The sequence below is a fragment of the Leifsonia sp. 1010 genome (assembly GCF_031455295.1).
In the GTDB taxonomy this organism is placed as follows: domain Bacteria; phylum Actinomycetota; class Actinomycetes; order Actinomycetales; family Microbacteriaceae; genus Leifsonia.
In genome coordinates, this window is the sequence record NZ_JAVDSL010000001.1 from 865,178 (window position 1) to 878,948 (window position 13,771).

Below are 13,771 nucleotides of genomic sequence, written 5' to 3' on the forward strand. Positions count from 1 at the left end.
CGGCTGCCGGCCGCCGGTCGCGGGGTTGTCGATTGCCGGTCGCGCGGCTGTCGGTCGCGCGGCTGTCGGCCGCCGGTCGCGCGGCTGTCGACTGCCGGTCGCGCGGCTGTCGACTGACGGTCGCGCGGCTGCCGGTCACCGGTCGCGCGGCTGTCGATCAGACGGCGGAGTGCAGGAAGACGGCGACGGCGACGTTCAGCGACAGCAGGGCGAGCAGCAGGATGTTGAGGTAGCCGATCACGATGGCCGTCTGGGCGACGGCCCGACCCCGTCCTCCGTCGTGCTGGAGCGTGCGGGTGACCTTGTGGGCGAGCGGGATGGCGACGATGGGCAGCAGGAAGGCCAGGATGAGTGCGACCACGGCGACCGGGTGAACTCGTCGGGGCACGACCGTGGGGAGCGCATAGTCAGCGGCGTACTCGGACGCCGTGTGGGGCGCCGGTACTCCGACCGCGGACTCATCGAGTCCGTCGACCTCGTCGTCGCTCAGCTGATGAGCCTTCAGATGGGACATGTCTGGTTCGGAACGGACGCAAAAGTCTCTCGAGCCGAGGAGATCGGCGCGAGTTGGTTGAGGGGCCAGAGTTTGAGGGCTGCCTGGCCGACCACATCCACGATGGGGACGAACCCCTTGGTGGGCAGGTCTTGGGTGTGGCTGGAGTCGCGCGAGTTGTAGCGGTTGTCGCCGAGGACCCAGAGCTCTCCTGCGGGAACGGTGACGTCGAACTCGGCGGACGCCGGCTGTCCTTCGGGGATGACGGCGTACGGCTCGTAGAGCTCGACACCGTTGACCGTGACATGGCCGTTCGTGCTGCAGCAGGAGACCTTGTCGCCCGGTATGCCGATCACGCGCTTCACGAGGTAGTCGCCAGTGCCGGCCGCCGCTGCGGTGGTCGCGGAGTTGGAGCCGTCGAGCCAGCCGCCGGGATCACTGAAGACGACGACGTCTCCCCGGCTGACGGGCGCAGCCCCGTACGCGAGCTTGTTCACCAGAATGCGGTCGTCGGTGTGGAGCGTGTTCTCCATCGAGACGGAGGGCACGGTGAAGGGGGTGACGATGACGTTCTGGACGAGGATGGTCACCGCGAACGCGACCACGACGAGGAGGGTGCCGAGGATCACACGGCGCCGGGTGCGGCGGCGGCGCAGCATCGCCCTCCGCGGATGGCTGCTGTCGGCTACGCGACCGCGTCGACCGCGGGTCTTGGGGACGAGTGCGACGTGCCGGGACCGCCGCGCGTGACGCTGGTGGTCGGAGTCGTCGAGCGCGACGGGGCTGCTCGCCGAGACGGGAGGGGCGAATGCGTGCGCCTCCGCGCTCGGCAACGGCGACGCGGCGACGACGGGAGCCGGCTGCGCGTGAACTGCCGCGTGCCGGTTGGCTCGGCGGGACGTGGGCCGCGATTCAGTGGCCCGGGATACGTCACTCGGCTGCAGGGTGGCGGCAGGTGCCGGGGCGGCCATCGCGGGTGCCGCCGGAACGCCGGGCGCGACAGGGGCAACGGAGATATGGGCGGCTGCGGGCGCAGCGGCGGGCAGCGGTGCACCCTCCGGTGACAGCCCAGGCGCCTGGACCTGCCCGTCGGCGTGGCGCGGATCGTGAGGCGCCGGAGCCACTGTGCGGCTCTGCGGCGGTGCGAGTGAGACGTGGTCGGAGATCGATGCGGGAACGAAGCTGGTCTGGATGGTGCCGAAGTCGTCGTCTTCTTCGCGGAAGGAACGCTTGTCCCACCAGACGACGCCGAGCTGCTGGTTACGACCGTGGAAGTCGCCCCCGGCTTCCATCACGGCGAGGTCGATGACGCCGTACGGTCCGGCGTCGATGACAGTGCGGTCGGACTCGGTGATGCTCGCGGCCGTCCACGCAGCCGGACCTTTCGGGGCCGTGGTCGTGTCGTTTTGCTCGCGCCAGGAGAGAGCGTCAGGGACGACGCTGGAGCGGTTCGCCGGCGGTACGTACGAGGAGCGTCGCTGCTTCGACCTCCTCGACGGGATGCGAGGCATCACGGTCATCTCGCCTCCCTTTCTGAACGCTGGCGATACACGGGTTCACTGATTTAGACGGAGCCGGCGGCGCTCCATGACGCGGAATGCGAAGATCCCGATCATGTGAGCGCCGCCGTTGTGCTCCCTTACTTCTTGGGGACGACGGCGCCGAGGACGCAGGACACGGAGTCCGCGTTGGCGGGGAGGGTGGCCGTGGTGGTCCACTCCTTCTTGTCGCCGGCGGCGCCCTTGACGGTGGTGACCCCGCGCCCGTAGACGGACGAGTTCTTGGAGTTCACCCAGCTGACCGACACGACGACGTCGCCTTTGGTGTCCTTCGGCATCGTGACCGTGCCCTTGGCGGTGACGCTGGAGCCGGTCGTCTCGCAGCTGTCCATCTTCGTGGCGGAGATGACGCCGGTGCCGGTCGGGATGGTCGGCAGCGGCGTGGAGCCGCCTGCCGCCGCCGGGTTGCCGCCTGCGCTGCTCGAAGACGGCGACGTGCTCGGGGTGCCGGTGCAGCCCGCGAGTCCGGCGACGGCGAGGGCGGCCGCGGCGATCGGGAGGATGAGGTTTCTTCTCTTCGTCATGGTGTGATCCTTTGCTTCACGGAACGGTTGTTCAGGGTGCTGGGTTGGGCCCCGGGAGAGCTGACTCTCAGGGGACGATCGTGACGCTCGTGCCGAGGGGCAGAGCGTTGACGGCCGTGACGGCCTCGTCGGACAGGCGGATGCATCCGTGCGAGATGCTGCCGCTGTGGGAGGGGAAGTAGTGCATGCCGATAAGTCCTCCGTCCTCACCCTGGAACGGTTCGTCCTGAGCGGACGCGTGCAGGGATGTCAACTGAATCGGGTAGGTCGCCTGGCCCTGTTGGGGGTCGAGGTAACGCTCTTGCAGGTAGCCGGTCACTCCTGTGGGGGTCGGTGTTCCCGGCGCTCCGACGGCGACGTCGAACGTCTGCTCGACCGTGCCGGAGAAGTCCTCGATGCGCAGCTTCTGCTCGCCCGTCGACACGACCACGCGGCGGTCGAGCGTCGTTGTCCGGTCGAGGGCGTCGGTCCGCACCCATCCGGCCGTCTGTGCCGGCGCTGCGCCGTTCGACTGGGACGGCAGCTTCTGTCGCGCGGGTGTCATGACGAGCGTCCACGCGCCGTCGGAGCGCACGGGGACGATCACGGTCGGCCGTCCGGTGAAGTTCATGAACGCGAAGCGGGCGACCGCGACGTGTTCGTCGTTGTAGATGGGCGTGTCCGTCGCGATGGTGTAGACGTCGTGCGACACGGGGGGCACGTCGGAGCTCGCGTACGGGAGAAGTCCGGGGATGACCGCGTCGTACCGGGCTTCCGGGAGTGCCGCGACCTGGTCGGCGGTCAGCGCCGTGTGGTCGCCGGCGCGCACCGCCACCCCGCCGTCCTGCGTCGAGGAGCCGGAAGCGCGGTCGGCGCCTTTCTGCTGCGGTTGCGCGACGACGGTCGCCACGGCCCCGACCGCGAGGACGACCGCCGTCGCCCCGAGGACGACGGCCATGACGAGCCGGCGCCGGTGTCGGCGCCGGCGGTCACGCCGCGGGTGTTCGGGCAGCTCCGTCATCCCATCCCTCCCTCCGAGGACGGCGCCTGCATCGCCATGGCCTCACGGCCCGCGCGGATCATCCGGAGACTCCCGGGAGAGCGTTGCGCGGCAGGGGGGTGTCGACCGTGGCGGGTGGCGTGGCGGTTACCTTGCCGCCGCCGGGCGTGGTGCCCGTGACGAACGCCGTGTTGTCCACGTGTCCCGCATCCAGGTCAGCCTGCGTCAGCTGGTAGGTCGCCGTTGCCGTGACCTTCTGGCCCGGGGCCAGCGTGCCCGGGGTTCCCGGCCAGGCGTAGGTCAGCGGGGACAGGCCCGGCATCAGGTCGGCGACCGCCACGTTGCTGATGGTCACGTTTCCCGTGTTCTTCGACGTAAAGGTGTAGGTGACGACATCGCCGACCTTGGCCGGGTTCGAGACCCCGGCCGAGTTGGCCGACTTGGTCAACGTGAGGTCCGGGCCCTGCGTCAGCGGTACTTCAGCGGAAGCGGGAGTCGGCGTCACCGTGAGACCGCCGGCCGTGGCTGACGCGGTCGCGGTGTTGGGAACCAGGCCGTTATTAATGTCGGCCTGCGTCAGTTGGTAAGTCGCCGTCGCGGTGACCGTCTGGCCGATGCCGAGTATGCCGACGATTCCTGGCCAGTTGTACGTCAGAGTCGAGAGGCCGGGATGTGGGTCTGTGATGCTTGCGCCCGTGACCGCAATGCCACCAATATTCTTGAGCGCGAAACTGTAGGTGATCGTGTCGCCGACCTTCGCGGGAGACGCGACAGCGGAAGGATCTGCCGTCTTCGTGAGGGTGAGCTCCGTGATCTGAGCCCGCGCCTTACAGGCTGCAGCGGTTGAACCGGCGGGGCAGTTGCTGCCCTGCGTGGGGGAGACAATGACGTTGTCCATGATTTTGTTGCCGACGTCGGAGTGCTTGGCGGTCACCGAGTAGGTGATCGTCGCGGTGGCGCCCGGTGCGAGCGGACCCGACCATGCCAGGTTCGGCGCCGTGTACGCGACCGCCCCCGAGGACGCGGTCTGGTCGCCGTTGTAGGTGCTGTCGACCAGCGTGTCGGTCAGATCATCCGTGAATGACGCGTTTTCGTACGCCTGAGTGCCGGTGTTGGTCACCGTCACCGTATAGGTGAGCTTGTCGCCTATTCGGGCGACCGGCGCCGAGACGGACTTCTTGAACGCCAGGGAACACTGCGACGGGTCGGCCTGGACCGTGAAGCGGGTCGGGCCGGAGGAGTTGCCGCCGGGGGCATCGCTGCCGGCCGGGGAGGTGGTGACCGCGTTGGCGGTGTTCGAGAGAGTCACCGGAGCTGCCGCGTCACAGGAGACCGGCGGAGCGGTGGTCTGGAAGCAGAGCTGGGGAGCGTCGCCGTTCCAGTTGAGCTTGATCTGACCGCTCACGACACCGGAGGGGTCGTTGACGCCGTTCACCGTGACGGAGGCTGTGATCGAGGTGACCGTGGTGGGGATGGTCGCGAGATTGAGCGTGCCCCCCGCTGCCAAGGTGACGTTGTTGAAGCCGCTGATGATGTTGTTGTTCTGGTCACGCAAGGTGACCGACGAGTTGGTGTAGGTGCCCGCCACCATGCCCGGCAGGGTGAGCGAGGTCCAGCCGCGGAAGCTCGAGGATCCCGTGCCGCAGTAGTAGGCGGGCGGGTTGACCGTGATGGAGCTCGGCCCGGTGACTCCGACGCACCCGCCGCCGGTGATCGCGTTGAAGAAGGTGATCTGACCGGAGTCGCCGGTCGCGACGAGACAGTTCGGGGCGACGTCATAGGCCGTGCGCGTCGTGTAGTTGATCCGGTTCTGCGGCTGAGTGAAGCCCGCGCACGCGGGAACAGCACCCGTGCCGCTCCAGAGGGAGAAGTCGCGACACGTGACGTTGTTCGTTGCCGCCGTGTACACCTTGGTCCCCAGTTGGAACCCCTCACCCATGAGATACGTGAAGTTGGCCCCCGTGCCGGTGTACGGGTTGGCCGTGGTATTGCCGTTGGTGTCCCAGCACGCGGAGCTGCCGCTGTTGGCTGTACTTGCCATGGCGCAGATACCCTTTTGGGCGCCGGTCGTGGTCAGAATCGGCGCGTACACGACCGAGCCGTTGGTCGCGAGACCCGGGTCCACGACGGGCCAACTACCGGCACATGCACCCAGAGTCGAAATGCTGAAGCAGTAAGTGCGGAAGGACGTGCCGGCGACCGGTGAAACCGGCGCACTGACGTATACGGCGTTCCCGTACACGGCGGACGAGCCGGAAACGTTGGTGACGGCAACGGCGTTGGGCAGCAAGACGCTGTTCTGCAGGGTTCCCGTCGGGGTGATCTGGAGAAGGCGCACGCCGCTCGTCGTCATCACGGCCGCGTACGTGAACCCGTTGTAGAAGAGTCCGGTGCCATTGATCATGGCACCGATGTTCGTGTCGATGTCCGGTGCCGGGAACAGCGGCCGGAATCCACAGCTTGTCGGGGTCGTAGTCGACAGATCGAGACAGGCTACGCCCACCTGACCGGTCGAACTGTCGGTAGTTCCGCTGCCGGCGTACCAGTACATCTTGTTCGCGTTGATCCACATGCCGTTCTGCATGGCGGAGAACCCGACGAACTCGGTGCCCGTACCGATCGGCTGGCCGACCGTCGAGGACCAGTACTGGTTGTTCGCGTTCGTGGGCCAGCCGGGGCAGGTCGTGCCGTCGGTCTTGGCGCAATAGACGATCGGCCCGTTGCGGTGGTGATACACGTTGTACGTCAGGCCGTTGCGCGAGAGCGTCATGTAGGCGTCACCGGACGCCGTCGTCAGGATGTTCGAGGTCGGGCTCGGGAACTTGGCCGACACCTGGGCAGTGCCCTGCGGCACCACCGTTCCGGTGTAGCCGAGACCGTTGGCGTTCGACGGGGGCGTGCCGTTCGTCCAGGTGACGCCGCCGTTCGTCGAGTACTGGGGCGTGACCGCGCCCTCGGCGTTCTGGTTGGGCGGGAGCTGCAGCGACCCGGGGACGTACGTGCCGGAGCTGGAGATCACGTCTTTGAGGTTGACGGATCCGTTCTCACCCGTGTTGTTCTGGTAGCTGACGACCCACTTGAGGTTGTCGCCGGGCTTCGCCGTGCCGGTCGCCGCGCCGCCGGGGGCGTCGGAGGATCGCGCCACGGAGCCGTTCGTCGTGTTGGTCGCCGTCTTGAAGATGGTCGAGACGGCGGTGGTCGCGGCGTTGGAGTAGTACTGCGGGAGGATCAGGGTGCCGACGAGCGCGCCGACGGCGACGCACGCCGCGACGAACATGCCGAGGCTCCAGCGGCGAGCCAGCTTGACCCGGCGGGAACGGCTTCGGATTTGACGCGTCATGGTCAGCACTCCCCCACTCGCGCCCAGTCGTTGCACAGGGGGGACCAGCCGACCAGGGGTCGGTCGGTGAGCACGTGTGTCGTCACGAGTGAGCGCTTCAAAATGTTCCTCAACGTTCAGCGATCGCAGCGCCTCCGACGAGTCGGAGGAGCGCCGCTTTCACGAGCGAATGCGTTCGGGGACCAGGTGTCCTCACTTATGAGGACGATGGTTCCGGTGTTCTATTACGCGACGACGGCCAGGTTTTTATTACCGAACTATCACCACGTCCGGAACGGACCCGAAAGACAGCTGTCGAAGAAAAACACCTGATCAGGCAAAAGAAACGCTGCAAGGACAGCACGCGAGAAGGGAGGCGCCGGCGGGTTCGCGGGCACCCGAAGCCAGGCGAACCCGCCGGTCTTCATCTCGGGGCGGCGGATGGGAGACGCCGACGCGGGAGATGGCCCCGGACCGATCACAGCAGGCGGCCGCCGACAAAGAAAGACAGCTGACGCAGAAAGACCGCGCCGCCGCACGACGGGGTGCGACGGCGCGGCCGTCAGAACGTGACGAGTCGGACTACAGGCGACGCCAGTCGTCCGAGGTCAGGTGCGACCCGGCCTGCGGGCCCATCTGCAGCATCCCGCCGTCCACCGCCCAGGATGCGCCGGTTACGTACGAGGCCGCCGGTGACGCCAGGAACGCGATGACCGCGGCGATCTCGCGTGCGTCTCCCGGACGTCCGAGCGGGATGCCGGGGCGGTGGACCTCGCGCGGGTCCTCATCCTCCGCGTCGTTCATCGGCGTCGAGATCTCGCCGGGCGCGACGGCGTTCGCGGTGATGCCGTACTCGCCGAGCTCCAGCGCGAGGGTCTTCAGGAGGCCGCCGAGCCCGTGCTTCGCGGCATCGTACGCGGCGGATCCGACCCGCGGCTGGTGCTCGTGGACGCTGGTGACGCCGATGATGCGGCCGCCGCGTCCCGCATCCACCATCCGCCGGGCCATGCGCTGGATGCAGACGAACGCGCCGTCGAGGTCGGCGCAGACGGTCTTCCGCCAGGTCTCCCAGTCGGTCTCGAAGAAGGGGGTGCCGCCGTTCAGGCCGGCATTGTTGACGAAGACGTCGCAGCCGCCGAGCTCGTCGGCCATGCGGTCGACGACGTCGCCGCAGGCCGGGGCGTCGGTGGTGTCGAGCTGCGCGACGACGGCACGGCGGCCGGTCTCGCGGACGAGGCGCGCGGTCTCCTCCGCGCCCTCCTCGTCGGAGTGCCAGGTGATGCCGACGTCCATGCCTGCCTGGGCGAGGGCGGCCGCGGTCGCTCGGCCGATGCCGGAGTCGGAGCCGGTGACGATGGCGGTGCGCGGGTCGGTGAGTTCCGGATACGAGTGATCAGCCATGCCCGGAACGGTGCACCCCATGCCGGGCGTGCGCAAGGGGTGGTAGTCGTGGAGCCATGACGATCTCCGCAGTGCTCTTCGATGTCGACGGGACCCTGGTCGACTCCAACTTCCTTCACGTCGACGCGTGGAGCCGCGCGTTCGCCGACATGGGGACGCCCGTCGACTCGTGGCGCATCCACCGGGCCATCGGGCAGGACTCCGCCCGGCTGCTGGAGGGGCTGGTCGGCGATCGCGACGACGACTGGATCACGCGGGCGAAGGACCTGCACTCGCGGTACTACCGCGAGCAGGCCGGGCGGCTGCGGGCGTTCGAACACGCGGGCGACCTCCTGCGGGAGCTGTCGTCGCGCGGGATCCGGGTGGTGCTCGCGACCTCCGCGCCGACGGACGAGCTGGAACTGCTCATGGATGCTCTGGATGCGGAGGACGCCATCCACGCGACCACGAACGCCGACGATGTGGCGACGGCCAAACCCGAGCCCGGGATCATCGAGGTCGCGCTGGAACGCGCGGGATGCGCGCCATCCGACGCGCTCTTCATCGGCGACTCGACGTGGGACATGATGGCCGCGGCGCGCGCGCACGTCCGCGCGGCGGGCGTGCTCTCCGGTGGGGTGGGGCCCTCCGAGCTGCTCGAAGCCGGAGCGGTGTCGGTGTTCGACGATCCGGCCGACCTGCTCGACCGCATCGACGGCGTTCTCAGCGGTCGACGGTCGGCCTGAGAGCCCGCTGGGCCTGCGGCGAGCGCGCGCTCCGCAGCGACCGCTCGCGACATCCCTCTTGCCAAGCGCGGGCGCTGGGCGTTCGATAGGTGCCGACGAGTCCGACGAGAGGAGTCGCCATGTCGGCGAGCGAGCTCGAGATGTCCAGCGTGCGGTACCCGTACCGGGGCCGCATCTTCCACGTGGAGAAGAAGACGGCGGGGGTGTGGGTCGTCCTCGACGAATCGCACGCCGAACTGGGGACCCTGATCCGCGTCGCCGTCGAAGGGGAGGAGCACGAGCCGGTGTTCGGCGCCGTGCCCCCGGGCTACACGGAGACCCTGCACGAAGGATCCGACTGGAAGATGCTCGTCGCATCCCTCATCAACGAGTCGCTGGACGCGGAGACGGCCGCGACGGGCAACCAGGGAGAGGCATGACGGTCCGTCTCAACAAGAAGGCGCTGGAGCACGCCAGAAAGCTGGTCGAGCAGGGCAAGGTCGTGCACGACGAGCGCGACGACTGGAGTGAGCACGCCCCCAGTGCCGACGAGGAGAACCGGTACGTCGAGAAGAACGGCTGGGACGACTACGCGCTCTGGCACCTCGGCGAGGATCCGGACAAGAGCGAGGAGACGAAGGGCCGCTTCAGCTTCCCGTTCGGCGACTTCTCCAAGGTGCACCGCTGTGCGGTGATCTCGCTGGAGAGCCGCGCCGCACAGAACGACCACGACGACATCGCCCGCGAGACCAAGCGCCTGCTCGACCTGATCGACGGGGAGTAGCCCGCGCGACGGGCTACGATTGCCCGGATGAACGCGACGTTGCGCACGACACTCGGCTGGGTCTCCGCCGTGACGCTCAACGTCGGCGCGCTGCTCTTCGTCGTCGGACTGCTGCTGCCGCGGACGGGTGGCGACGCCCCGGTTCTCGGCGTCGGCGTGGGGATGTGCGTGGTCGGTCTCGTCGCGGGCGGCTGCTGGCTGGCCGGGCGGCCGCACGTCTGAGTTGTGCGGCTGCTCGCCGACGGCCGCACCCGGACAGCGAGCAGCCCCGCCCTGGGATGAGGAGGGCGGGGCCGGTCGGGTACCGGTGTGATGCCGGTGGCTGGATGCGGTGGATCAGTCCGGGGGCTCGACGTGCCCCACGAGGTCCGGGTTGGACGGCTGGTCGGCCGGATCGAAGTCGGCGGGCGGCGGCTCGGCCTGGTCGGTGCCGCTGTCGGCGGCCGTCACATCCTCCGCCCCCTCGGGAGCGACCCCGGTCTCGTGCGGTGCGGAGACGTCTCCGGACTGGCCGGCTTCCGTCTCGGCGGGCTCGGCGGCCTGGGCGTCGCGCTCGGCGCCGGCTGCGGTGTCCGATCCGGCCTCCTCCGCGCCCGCGACATCCTGATCGGAGGTGTCGACGGCGCCCTGGCCCTGCTCGAAGCGCTCGGGCTTGTCCTCGGCCGGAACGCCCTCGGCGTCCGTGTTCGGCAGTCCGCTGGTGTCACTCATGCTTCGCTCCTTCCCGGGCGCCTCACGGCTTGCCCTCTTCGCTGTACGAGGTGGCGGAGTTTCCGTCATCCGGTTCTTCGCGGGCGTCGTCGAGATCCGGAATGACCTCCTGGATCACGTCCTTGTCCGCGGTGGGCTCGGCGGCACCGCCGTCGTCGCCCTCGAGGTCGCCGGCCAGACCGTTGGTGGGGTCGTTGCCGTTGATCGGCTCCTGTGCGTCTCGCGAATCGGTCATGGGCCCCACGAAACGCCGCACCCCCGCCGCCCGCAAGGGGGGTGCCCCGCCGTCGCGCCTCGGCGTACCGTGGCTGCCCCTCCCCCGCGCCCCCTCGCCAACGGCTCCGGAGTTTTTCCGCGTTTCGCGGTCGAAAAGGGCGAAAAAGTCAGGAGCTGCGGGATGGGTTGCCGGGCGGGGGCGGAGGCGAGGGCGGGGCGGGGGTGTCGAGGCGGGCGATGAGGTCGAGCAGCGCGACGCGGTACTGCGGGGCGGACTGGTAGTCGGGATGCGTCGCCACCTTGACGAGGTAGCGCGGCGGACCGAACTCGTCGGCGCCCCGGTCGATGTCGTCCGGGCGGCGGTCTTCGAGGCGGTAACTGTTGACCGGGAAGCCCAGGTAATCCGTCCGGCGCCACAGGTTGATCCAGGCGACCGAGCCGTCCTCCTGCGTCAGCAGCTGGACGAGCGACGGGTCGGATGCGCCGGACGCACCCACGACGACCGGGTCGCCGTCCTGATCCCGCTCCACCTGGGTGAACCACGGGTCGGCTTTGCCCAGCAGCGGACGCCGCGAGCCGAGGGTGCCGAGAGCATCCGGCCCGAACAGTTCGGGGAAGAACCGGCCGAAGTAGACGCGCAGCTGCGACCCGTAGGTGAGGAGGGCGACGTTGCGCAGCCGGTCGGCGTCGTCTGGTCGCAGGGTGAACAGCGTCGAGACCGCCAGCACGGCGCCGAGGCTGTGGGCCGAGAGGACCACGCTGAACGGGCGCTTCTCGCCGAGCGCGGCCTCCTCCTGCTCGTCGCGCCAGCGGAGTCGTTCGGCCAGCGTGAGGCCTTCCGGCGGCTCCAGGTCGTGCGTCAGCCAGTCGGCGACGCGGTCGCGCAGCTCGGGGACGACGCGCTCCGCGTAGCAGGGCGGCCCGAACGGATGGCCCGCCCGCGGGAGGAAGCACATGAGGTCCCACATGATGCTGATCGGGCGCTCCTTGGCGGTCAGCGCGTTCTCCACCACCACGGCGAGGATGGCGGCGGCGATCACCGCGAGGGCCGGTCCGACGAGGGCGTCGATCCAGCGGAAGACGACCGAGTACGAGACGGCGAGCGCCACGACGAAGCCGACGGCGAGCAGCGCGGCGAGGATTCCGAGGATGGGCTCGCCTCGGTGCACCAGCGCGGCCAGTCGCCGCGCACGCAGGATCTTCAGCGCCAGGCGGTCGGCCGTGGTGCTGGCGGCGATGCGGCCGTCGCGGTACGCATCCACCTGCTCCAGCAGCGGGCGGCGCCCGTCGCGGGTGCGGGGCGTCGTCAGCAGCGGAACCCAGCGCAGGACCGCGGCGGCGACGCCGATACCGACGAGGGCCAGCGCGATGGCGATGAACGGGAGCACGTCGCCGAAGTTGTGATAGACGATCGGCGGTCTCAGCACCGCGTGCGGCGGGGTCGCACAGCCGCATGGCGGAGACCCGCTGACGAGCCAGCCCTGCACGCCGAGCACGAGCAGGGTGGAGAGGATCATCGCGGCGCCCAGCGACCACAGCATGACGACGCCGGGGCCCATCCCCGCCCAGCCTTCGGCCCGGAATCGCTCCGGCGGCCCGGCCCGGCGGCCGCTCGGGAAGTACGGCCAGCGCCAGACGAGGATCAGCTGGGCGAGGGTCAGCACGGCCGCGATGGCGAACAACGGCAAACGAAGCGGACCCGGCGCTGCGTTCTGCGTCGGCGGATTCTGCGCGACCCCGGCGAGGAAGGTCAGCCCGGCACCGGTCATCAGGGCGATCGACAGCCAGTGCGGCACCCCGCGCCGCCATCCCAGCGCCGAGACGCAGATGGCGAGCAGTACGCCGAGGATGATGGATGGGGCGGTCGCGAGCCCGAGGAACGCCCCCGACGGCGGCGCCGCGTACTCACCGCCGAACCACAGCGAGGCGCCGACATACAGGTAGACGAGGACGGACACCACCAGCACCCAGGCCGTGACCGTCCCGGTCGTGCGGAGGCGGTCGCGCAGGAACTCGTCGACCGAGGTGTCGCCGGCATCCCCCGTGCTCGTCGTCTCGGCGAACACCCCCACCAGGACGATCACGATGATCAAACCGAGCGCCGCGATGAGCCCCCCGCTGAGGGCGAGGAGGTCACGTGATCCGAATGCCGCGCCGAGGCACTCCCCCGACACGAAGGTCTGGAGTTTCACGCATGCAGCGGCGCCGGCGAACATGCGGTCCCAGGCGAGCAGGAGGGCGACCAGCAGGAACGCGGCCGCGAGGTGCAGACGCTCGGTCGGGGAGCCGACGCGCGCCGTGCGCCAGAAGCCCTCCGACGCGAGCGGACGCAGCCGGCCGCTGCGCCGGACACCGCGGCCGCCCATCCGGTCGGCGGCGTCGAAGATCGCCGCCTCGTAGCGCGCACGGGCCCGGCGCGACACCAGGAACAGGAGCAGGACGCCCGCGATCGGCACGAGCGAGAGCAGCGACAGCTGCGGCCCGCGCCAGCTCAGCGGCGCGTTCGCGAAGAAGCCGGTGACCGCCTCCGGAAGAGCGGTGCATGCGGTGCCCGTCACGCACTGGACGCCCAGGTCGAGGCTCACGGAGCCGAGGGCGCAGACGTAGAGCAGGGTCAGCCCGAGCGCGAAAATGCGCAGTGACGCGCCGCCGACCCCGGCATCCCATTCGCCGCCCGGCCGCTGAGTCGGGATGCGCCGGGTCCAGTACGCCGCGTTCGCCAGGCCGAACGGGGCCAGCAGCAGCCACGCGAGCTGGACGAACAGCTGCCCGATGAACAGGAACGGCCCCGCACCGTACCGCGCCAGCCGCCCCCACGAGTAGGCCTCGGTGCGCACGCCGTCCGGCGGAACGGCCGGGTCGATCGTGCCCGGGGCGTCGTCGGGATCGCGGTCGGGCTCATCCTGCTTCGGGGCCCACCAGAAGCCGCCGTTCTCGTCGCCCTGCGTCTGCCGAAGCTCGCTCTGCTCGCGCCCCAGCATCTCCGTCGGCGGGGTGTTCTTGATGCCGTGGATGCGCAGCTCGAGCACATGATGGGGCCAGTCGTGGGGTCGCGCCTCGTCGCTCATCCCTCCGCCGATC

General features: G+C 69.5%; 13 protein-coding genes. 4 read left to right on the forward strand and 9 right to left on the reverse strand.

The annotated features are described in order from the left end of the window. Positions 1–157: 157 nt before the first annotated feature. The 6 genes from J2Y42_RS04105 to J2Y42_RS04130 form a co-directional block, all read right to left on the reverse strand. Positions 158–514 (reverse strand): DUF4190 domain-containing protein, encoded by a 357-nt coding sequence (locus J2Y42_RS04105; RefSeq protein WP_309855287.1) that lies wholly within the window; start codon positions 512–514, stop codon positions 158–160. Next, positions 502–2,013, reverse strand: coding sequence for a signal peptidase I (gene lepB, locus J2Y42_RS04110; protein ID WP_309855288.1), 1,512 nt, complete (start codon positions 2,011–2,013; stop codon positions 502–504). The genes J2Y42_RS04105 and lepB overlap by 13 nt, the downstream gene beginning before the upstream one ends. Positions 2,014–2,132: 119 nt before the next feature. Further along, positions 2,133–2,576, reverse strand: coding sequence for a hypothetical protein (locus J2Y42_RS04115; RefSeq protein WP_309855290.1), 444 nt, complete (start codon positions 2,574–2,576; stop codon positions 2,133–2,135). Between the two features lie 67 nt (positions 2,577–2,643). Continuing rightward, the gene (locus J2Y42_RS04120; protein ID WP_309855292.1) at positions 2,644–3,576 is read right to left on the reverse strand and encodes a L,D-transpeptidase; all 933 of its coding nucleotides are present in this window, start codon (positions 3,574–3,576) and stop codon (positions 2,644–2,646) included. Positions 3,577–3,634: 58 nt separating this feature from the next. Beyond that, complete coding sequence (locus J2Y42_RS04125) at positions 3,635–6,895, reverse strand: hypothetical protein (RefSeq protein WP_309855295.1); 3,261 nt, start codon at positions 6,893–6,895, stop codon at positions 3,635–3,637. A 561-nt stretch (positions 6,896–7,456) separates the two neighbouring features. After that, positions 7,457–8,275, reverse strand: coding sequence for an SDR family oxidoreductase (locus tag J2Y42_RS04130; RefSeq protein WP_309855296.1), 819 nt, complete (start codon positions 8,273–8,275; stop codon positions 7,457–7,459). 56 nt (positions 8,276–8,331) lie between these two features. Between J2Y42_RS04130 and J2Y42_RS04135 the strand changes: the two genes are divergently transcribed. The 4 genes from J2Y42_RS04135 (at position 8,332) to J2Y42_RS04150 (ending at position 9,985) form a co-directional block, all read left to right on the forward strand. Further along, positions 8,332–9,000: an HAD family hydrolase gene (locus J2Y42_RS04135; RefSeq protein WP_309855298.1), complete on the forward strand. Its 669-nt coding sequence runs from the start codon at positions 8,332–8,334 to the stop codon at positions 8,998–9,000. Between the two features lie 119 nt (positions 9,001–9,119). Then, the gene (locus tag J2Y42_RS04140) at positions 9,120–9,419 is read left to right on the forward strand and encodes a hypothetical protein (RefSeq protein ID WP_089879216.1); all 300 of its coding nucleotides are present in this window, start codon (positions 9,120–9,122) and stop codon (positions 9,417–9,419) included. Then, positions 9,416–9,763 carry a hypothetical protein gene (locus tag J2Y42_RS04145; protein WP_309855303.1) on the forward strand — a complete coding sequence of 116 codons (348 nt, stop codon included), beginning with the start codon at positions 9,416–9,418 and terminating at the stop codon, positions 9,761–9,763. Before J2Y42_RS04140 ends, J2Y42_RS04145 begins: the two co-directional genes overlap by 4 nt. Positions 9,764–9,790: 27 nt before the next feature. Next, positions 9,791–9,985: a hypothetical protein gene (locus J2Y42_RS04150; RefSeq protein ID WP_309855304.1), complete on the forward strand. Its 195-nt coding sequence runs from the start codon at positions 9,791–9,793 to the stop codon at positions 9,983–9,985. A 114-nt stretch (positions 9,986–10,099) separates the two neighbouring features. Here J2Y42_RS04150 and J2Y42_RS04155 read toward each other — a convergent pair whose 3' ends face one another. From J2Y42_RS04155 to J2Y42_RS04165, 3 genes are all read right to left on the reverse strand, one after another. Then, positions 10,100–10,474: a hypothetical protein gene (locus J2Y42_RS04155; RefSeq protein WP_309855305.1), complete on the reverse strand. Its 375-nt coding sequence runs from the start codon at positions 10,472–10,474 to the stop codon at positions 10,100–10,102. Positions 10,475–10,496: 22 nt separating this feature from the next. Continuing rightward, positions 10,497–10,709, reverse strand: a complete 213-nt coding sequence (locus J2Y42_RS04160) for a hypothetical protein (RefSeq protein ID WP_309855307.1) — start codon at positions 10,707–10,709, stop codon at positions 10,497–10,499. A 148-nt stretch (positions 10,710–10,857) separates the two neighbouring features. Next, positions 10,858–13,758, reverse strand: coding sequence for a hypothetical protein (locus tag J2Y42_RS04165; RefSeq protein ID WP_309855309.1), 2,901 nt, complete (start codon positions 13,756–13,758; stop codon positions 10,858–10,860). Positions 13,759–13,771: the final 13 nt, after the last annotated feature.

Bases quoted from the DNA above. Each gene is read 5' to 3' on its own strand.
- J2Y42_RS04135 (WP_309855298.1), top strand. From the start codon at position 8,332: ATGACGATCTCCGCAGTGCTCTTCGATGTCGACGGGACCCTGGTCGAC.
- J2Y42_RS04125 (WP_309855295.1), bottom strand. From the start codon at position 6,895: ATGACGCGTCAAATCCGAAGCCGTTCCCGCCGGGTCAAGCTGGCTCGC.
- J2Y42_RS04115 (WP_309855290.1), bottom strand. From the start codon at position 2,576: ATGACGAAGAGAAGAAACCTCATCCTCCCGATCGCCGCGGCCGCCCTC.
- lepB (WP_309855288.1), bottom strand. From the start codon at position 2,013: ATGACCGTGATGCCTCGCATCCCGTCGAGGAGGTCGAAGCAGCGACGC.
- J2Y42_RS04155 (WP_309855305.1), bottom strand. From the start codon at position 10,474: ATGAGTGACACCAGCGGACTGCCGAACACGGACGCCGAGGGCGTTCCG.
- J2Y42_RS04120 (WP_309855292.1), bottom strand. From the start codon at position 3,576: ATGACGGAGCTGCCCGAACACCCGCGGCGTGACCGCCGGCGCCGACAC.
- J2Y42_RS04165 (WP_309855309.1), bottom strand. From the start codon at position 13,758: ATGAGCGACGAGGCGCGACCCCACGACTGGCCCCATCATGTGCTCGAG.
- J2Y42_RS04150 (WP_309855304.1), top strand. From the start codon at position 9,791: ATGAACGCGACGTTGCGCACGACACTCGGCTGGGTCTCCGCCGTGACG.
- J2Y42_RS04160 (WP_309855307.1), bottom strand. From the start codon at position 10,709: ATGACCGATTCGCGAGACGCACAGGAGCCGATCAACGGCAACGACCCC.
- J2Y42_RS04140 (WP_089879216.1), top strand. From the start codon at position 9,120: ATGTCGGCGAGCGAGCTCGAGATGTCCAGCGTGCGGTACCCGTACCGG.
- J2Y42_RS04105 (WP_309855287.1), bottom strand. From the start codon at position 514: ATGTCCCATCTGAAGGCTCATCAGCTGAGCGACGACGAGGTCGACGGA.
- J2Y42_RS04145 (WP_309855303.1), top strand. From the start codon at position 9,416: ATGACGGTCCGTCTCAACAAGAAGGCGCTGGAGCACGCCAGAAAGCTG.
- J2Y42_RS04130 (WP_309855296.1), bottom strand. From the start codon at position 8,275: ATGGCTGATCACTCGTATCCGGAACTCACCGACCCGCGCACCGCCATC.